Source organism: Microbacterium sp. 69-10, assembly GCF_001897945.1.
Taxonomy (GTDB): Bacteria; Actinomycetota; Actinomycetes; order Actinomycetales; family Microbacteriaceae; genus Microbacterium.
On record NZ_MKRT01000012.1, the window covers coordinates 88,250 to 93,321 of the forward strand.

At 68.7% G+C, this 5,072-nt stretch carries 6 protein-coding genes and 1 tRNA gene (1 of these 7 cut by a window edge); 5 read left to right on the plus strand and 2 right to left on the minus strand.

The annotated features are described in order from the left end of the window. Positions 1–25: transfer RNA gene (locus tag BGN97_RS05060), tRNA-Pro, on the minus strand (it extends 104 nt beyond the left edge of the window). A gap of 132 nt (positions 26–157) precedes the next feature. Here BGN97_RS05060 and BGN97_RS05065 point away from each other — a divergent pair. From BGN97_RS05065 to BGN97_RS05085, 5 genes are all read left to right on the plus strand, one after another. After that, complete coding sequence (locus tag BGN97_RS05065; RefSeq protein ID WP_292698557.1) at positions 158–739, plus strand: GNAT family N-acetyltransferase; 582 nt, start codon at positions 158–160, stop codon at positions 737–739. 22 nt (positions 740–761) lie between these two features. Next, complete coding sequence (locus tag BGN97_RS05070) at positions 762–1,217, plus strand: hypothetical protein (protein WP_292698559.1); 456 nt, start codon at positions 762–764, stop codon at positions 1,215–1,217. Positions 1,218–1,255: 38 nt separating this feature from the next. Next, the gene (locus tag BGN97_RS05075; RefSeq protein WP_292698560.1) at positions 1,256–1,924 is read left to right on the plus strand and encodes a lysoplasmalogenase; all 669 of its coding nucleotides are present in this window, start codon (positions 1,256–1,258) and stop codon (positions 1,922–1,924) included. Beyond that, on the plus strand, positions 1,921–2,295 hold the full coding sequence (locus tag BGN97_RS05080) for an RNA-binding S4 domain-containing protein (protein WP_285629973.1): 375 nt from the start codon (positions 1,921–1,923) through the stop codon (positions 2,293–2,295). The genes BGN97_RS05075 and BGN97_RS05080 overlap by 4 nt, the downstream gene beginning before the upstream one ends. A 125-nt stretch (positions 2,296–2,420) precedes the next feature. Next, a complete protein-coding gene (locus BGN97_RS05085) occupies positions 2,421–4,160 on the plus strand; it encodes an HNH endonuclease signature motif containing protein (protein WP_292698563.1) in 1,740 nt (579 codons plus the stop codon). A gap of 119 nt (positions 4,161–4,279) precedes the next feature. Here the strand turns inward: BGN97_RS05085 and BGN97_RS05090 are convergent, their stop codons facing one another. After that, complete coding sequence (locus BGN97_RS05090; RefSeq protein WP_292698565.1) at positions 4,280–4,918, minus strand: uridine kinase; 639 nt, start codon at positions 4,916–4,918, stop codon at positions 4,280–4,282. Positions 4,919–5,072 lie beyond the last annotated feature (154 nt).

The following is a 5,072-nucleotide window of genomic DNA, read 5'->3' on the forward strand; positions in this document are numbered from 1 at the left end:
CGCTACCAAGCTGCGCCACAGCCCGTTGTGATCCGCACCGGAGCGCGGGCATCTCCACAATCCTAGCCCACTCCAACGGTGCTCGCGAACCGGCGAAGCCGGGCGTGGCGCGAACGGCCCGTTGCCGATGTCCGAGGCTCCGCGTAGCGTGCCCTGCATGACTTCGATCACCACGGAACGCGCGACGATCAGCCGGTGGGACGACGTGCAGCATTCCCTCACGGGAGGGGGCGACGGCCGCAGCTGCCAGTGCATCTGGCCGGTCGTCAGCAACAAGGAGTGGCAGTCCACCACTGTCGAGCAGCGGCGCGACATGCTCAAGGACGAGATCGCGGCCGGTTCCCCGCCGGGCCTGATCGCCTACGTCGACGGCGAAGCCGCGGGCTGGATCCGGATCGGACCGCGCAGCGCGCAGACGCGCATCGTCCGCACCCGGGCCATCGTCGCTGCCACCGCCGAGCCGCTGGACGATGCGAGCGTGTGGGCGGTGACCTGCTTCGTCATCCGGCGCGATCACCGCGGGAAGGGCCTCAGCGCCCAGTTGCTCGACGCTGCGATCGACTACGCGCGCGAAGCCGGCGCGCGCCTCATCGAGGCGTATCCCGTGGACACCTCCGAGGGCACGCATCGCTCCAACGACCTCTTCCACGGCACGCTCTCCACCTTCCTCGCGCACGGATTCCGGCAGACCGAGCCGCTCACCCGCGGCCGTGTCCTCGTGGTGCGCGAGCTGGAATGACCGTCCGCGCTACCGTGAAGCCATGAGCGCACAGCATCCGCCGATCGACGACCCCGCCCTCGGCCTCCTCACCCGCGCCGAGAGCACCTTCGACGACGGCACCGTCGCCGTCCACGATTGGTATGCGGGCAGCGTCGACGACGGCGACGCGCACGTCGAGCTGATGATCGACGGACCCGAGGTCGACGACGTGCGCGCCCGGCTCCCCCGCCTGCGCTCGGTGGTCGCCGATATCGACAGCATCCGTCGTCGCGCCTCGGATGCCGTGATCGCCCACTTCAGCGATGTCGAACCCGAGCCTCATGAACTGGATGAGGGCGCGTCCGACCTGCGACTCGAGGCCATCGAGGCATCCTCCGACGACGAGATCGTGCTGCACTTCGTGGACACCTGCGGTCAGCACTTCCCCGAGGGCTACTGGCCCGCCGCGCACCTCGCCGCCGACGGCACCGTCGCCGCCGTGACGGTCGAGTCGTGAGCTTGCAGGCCGTCTCTCGCCCGGATCGACAGGAGCGGATGCCGCGCACAGCGCGCCCGCTCGATGTCATCGCGTGGATTCCCTACGTGGCCCTCGCACTCATCCACGTCACCGCCATCGCCCTGGACAGCCCGCTCGCGCCTCCGACCAAGCTGTGGCTGATGCCCCTGCTGGCCATCCCCGTCGTGTGTGCGGCTACCCGGGTGCGCCCGCGGGTGGTCATCGCGCTCCTGCTCGTGGCACTGCTCTTCTCCTGGCTCGGAGACTCCGCCGGCGCCTTCTTCCCGACACTGCCCGAGCTGCCGCTCATGCTCGGATTCTTCGGCATCGCGCACATCGCCTACATCGCACTGTTCCTCCGCTTCGCGCGCGTCCGTCGCCTCCCCTGGTGGACGCTGATCTACATCGCGTGGTGGGTCGGGATGCTCGCGATCCTCGGCCCGCACACCGGCGGCCTCTTCCCCGCCGTGGCCGCGTACGGGCTCGTCCTCGCGGGTACGGCCGCGACCGCGGCGCGCTGCCATCCGATCGTCACCATCGGCGGCGCCTTCTTCCTCGCCAGCGACTCGATCCTCGCCTTCCGACTGTTCCTGCCGGAAGGCCTGCCCGCTTGGATGGGGCCGGCGGTCATGATCACCTACACGATCGGACAGGGACTGATCGTGTGGGGTGTTCTCAGGACGCTCGTCGGAAGGACGCAGAGATGACGGATGCCGTGAAGCCGGCGCGCATCGACAGTTGGCTCTGGGCGGTCCGCGTCTACAAGACCCGATCCGCCGCCACCACAGCGGTGCGCGCGGGGCATGTGCGCGTGAACGGAGAGCGCATCAAAGCCGCACAGACCGTGAAGCCCGGAGACGAGGTACGCGTGCGGATCTCCGGATTCGACCGGATCCTCATCGTGCGGCAGACCCTGACCAAGCGCGTCGGAGCCCCTGTGGCGGCCACCGCCTACGACGACCGCACACCGCCGCGTGACCCAGTGGCCATGCTCGCCGTCCGGGACCGCGGTGCGGGTCGACCGACCAAGCGCGAGCGCCGCGAGATCGACCGCCTGCGCGGGCGCGACGATCTCTGAGAACGCGTCGCCTGAAGCGGGTGACGGGCCGAACCGCATGTGCGTGATCGAGAAGTCCAGATCATCAGAAGAAAACGGCACTCGAATCTCTTCCAATCTTCGAACATCTGTACTACACTGGATGCATGACGACGGGACTCGACTCTCTCCTCCAGCGGCGTGATGCGCTGCTGGACGCGTGGGTGTCGAAGCAGCGGCAGATCGCCCGCCTGCAGGCCGAAGCCGCCGAGCTGCTCGCAGAGCGGTGGGAGCTGTTCGAGGAGGAGAACGCCACCGCACCAGGGCATCAGGGCGTGATCGAACGCTCCATGCTCGCGGAGTACTCCGCGGCCGGGCATGTCTCCAAGGGTGCGATGGAGTACTCGTTCGCGGATGCCCGCATGCTGGCCCAGTTCCCGGCCACCCGTGCCGCCTTCCAGGACGGGCGTGTCACGCCCGGGCATGTGCGGCACCTGCTGGCCGAGTCTCATCCGGTGCGGGAAGCGATCGACACCGGCGAGGTCGCGCCGGAAACCCTGGGTCTGTATGAGCAGGCAGTGCTGGAAGTCGCCGAGCATGACACCGCCGCCCGCACCCGGACCCACGCCCGGCAGGTCGCGGCGGCACTGGCCGGTGCGACGGTGGTGGAACAGCACACGAAGGCCTTCGACGAACGGACGGTCACGATCCGCTCCGTCGGTGACGGGCTGGCGCTGCTTCAGGCTGTGCTGCCCGAGGTCCTCGCGGTGGCGATCCACGACCGTCTCACCCGGATGGCGCGCCACCTCTCCGGCCATCCGGAAGACCGCAGCCCGGCTCTGCCCCCGTTCGTACCGTTCGAAGCGGAGTGGGCAGCGTGGGAAGCCGAGTTCACTGCCGCGGATCGTGCCGAGCGGGCCCTGTTCGCAGAGATCGCCCGCGGCGATGCCCTCACCTCACAGGAGGACGAGGGCCGCTCCACTGCTGCGGGTCAGGCCACCGCGATGGCGGGCCCGGCCGGCACGACAGCGGGCGCCGACGACACGATGAACAGCATCGGCGGTTCGAACTCCGACGTCGACGACACCTCCGACCACTTCGACGATTACCTGAACCATCGGCTTGACGCCGACGGGTACTGGCCCGATGAGGATGATCCGGATCCTGGTGGGCCGCGGCCGGAACCGGACCTGGACTACTGGACGGACCCGAACGTGGATCCGGACAGTCCGTGCATCATCCACCTCTCCGATGACCCGCGCACCTACGACCAGTTGCGCGCGGACCTGCTCGCCGACCTGCTTCTCACCACGAACCCATCGGATGCGCACGGGACCGCGCTGGGCAGCATCCGCGCGACCGTCCAGGTCACGGTCGCCGCAACGACCCTGCTCGGCGACGATGGTCGTCCGGCTGAGCTCGACGGGCACGGGCCCATCCGCCCGGACACCGCCCGCACCCTCGCCGGCGCGAACTCGGGGTGGACCCGGTTGTTCCTGAACCCGGGCGGCATGGTCACCGAGACCGACACCTATACGCCGACGGAACCGATGCGCAGGTTCCTCAGGGCCCGAGATCAGCACTGTCGATTCCCCGGCTGCCGCCAGCCCGTTCACCGGTGCGAGTCAGACCACAACCTCGACTGGGCACTCGGCGGTCAGACCTCCACCGACAACCTCGCGTACTTCTGCAAGACCCACCACGGGCTCAAGCACCCCGACCTCCCCGACTTCGCCCGCTGGACAGCGAGGCAGACCGAGGATCAGACCGTCGAGTGGATCAGCCCCACCGGACGCCCCCACCCCGACCCCGTGCCCAGACGCGTCATGTTCATCCCATCCGAAACCGAACCGGCTGGCTTGTGGCACAGGCCCCAGACCGCCCAGGAAGCCGGCTCCCCGTTCTGAATCACAGACGGAAGGCTCGTCGACAGCCCCACCCTGCGACCGGCAACGGTCGATACTCGGTTCGGCGATGCCGTGGAGCGACAACAGGCACCGTCGGGCGCCCGTCGATGCCGGAGGAATCACAGCGCCCGTCGGTGCGCGAACGGCGCGCTGCCGGGATGCGGAGGTTTCCCGGCCGTGGCTGCGAAGCTGCTCTCCGCCTCGATCACTCGCGCATCATCAGCCGAGTTGTCGACGACCAGGTCAGCATGACGCCATGGCGATGCCGCACCGAAGTACAGGCGTTGTCCTCCCACGTACCGGCGCATACTGGCATGCTCAGGATCGGGGTTCGTCCCATCCCTCTCCGCCATGCGAGCGGCCGTCACCGCGAAGGGGACGTCGAGGAGCACCGAGAAGTCCCACCGGTCTCTCAGCTCCTCGCGATGCAGGAACATGCCCTCCACGATCACGAAGGTTCCGTCATCCAAGGCGCGACAGGCGTCGTCTACAGCCGCGATCATCGACGGCAGATCGTATGTGTCGAGCCAGAAGCCCTCAGGCGAGGATCGGCCTCGCGCGTGCCGGATCTCGGGCGGATGCAGATGATCGTCAGCATGGACGACCGTCATGGATGACGGTCGCAGCGCGTCGACGAGCCGCGCGGTGAACGTCGTCTTGCCGCTGCCGTCCACGCCGTCGATGGCGATGAGTGCTGCCCGATGCGCCACCGAGAGCCCACGAGCTCCCGCGACCACGGCATCGAGCGCCTCGCTCACTCCCTCAGCCCAGCCGCTCCAGCAGCCAACCCGACGACTGCACCTGAGCCCCGAGCTCCTCCAGGCGTTCTCGCAGACCGCGATCGCTGGTGACGGCCGTCACGACGAACCCCCCATCGCGCAGCCGCCGCGCCTCGTCGACGATCGCGTCGTC

Excerpts from the sequence above, each read along its gene's own strand:
- BGN97_RS05065 (WP_292698557.1), top strand. The coding sequence starts at position 158 with ATGACTTCGATCACCACGGAACGCGCGACGATCAGCCGGTGGGACGAC.
- BGN97_RS05070 (WP_292698559.1), top strand. The coding sequence starts at position 762 with ATGAGCGCACAGCATCCGCCGATCGACGACCCCGCCCTCGGCCTCCTC.
- BGN97_RS05075 (WP_292698560.1), top strand. The coding sequence starts at position 1,256 with ATGCCGCGCACAGCGCGCCCGCTCGATGTCATCGCGTGGATTCCCTAC.
- BGN97_RS05080 (WP_285629973.1), top strand. The coding sequence starts at position 1,921 with ATGACGGATGCCGTGAAGCCGGCGCGCATCGACAGTTGGCTCTGGGCG.
- BGN97_RS05085 (WP_292698563.1), top strand. The coding sequence starts at position 2,421 with ATGACGACGGGACTCGACTCTCTCCTCCAGCGGCGTGATGCGCTGCTG.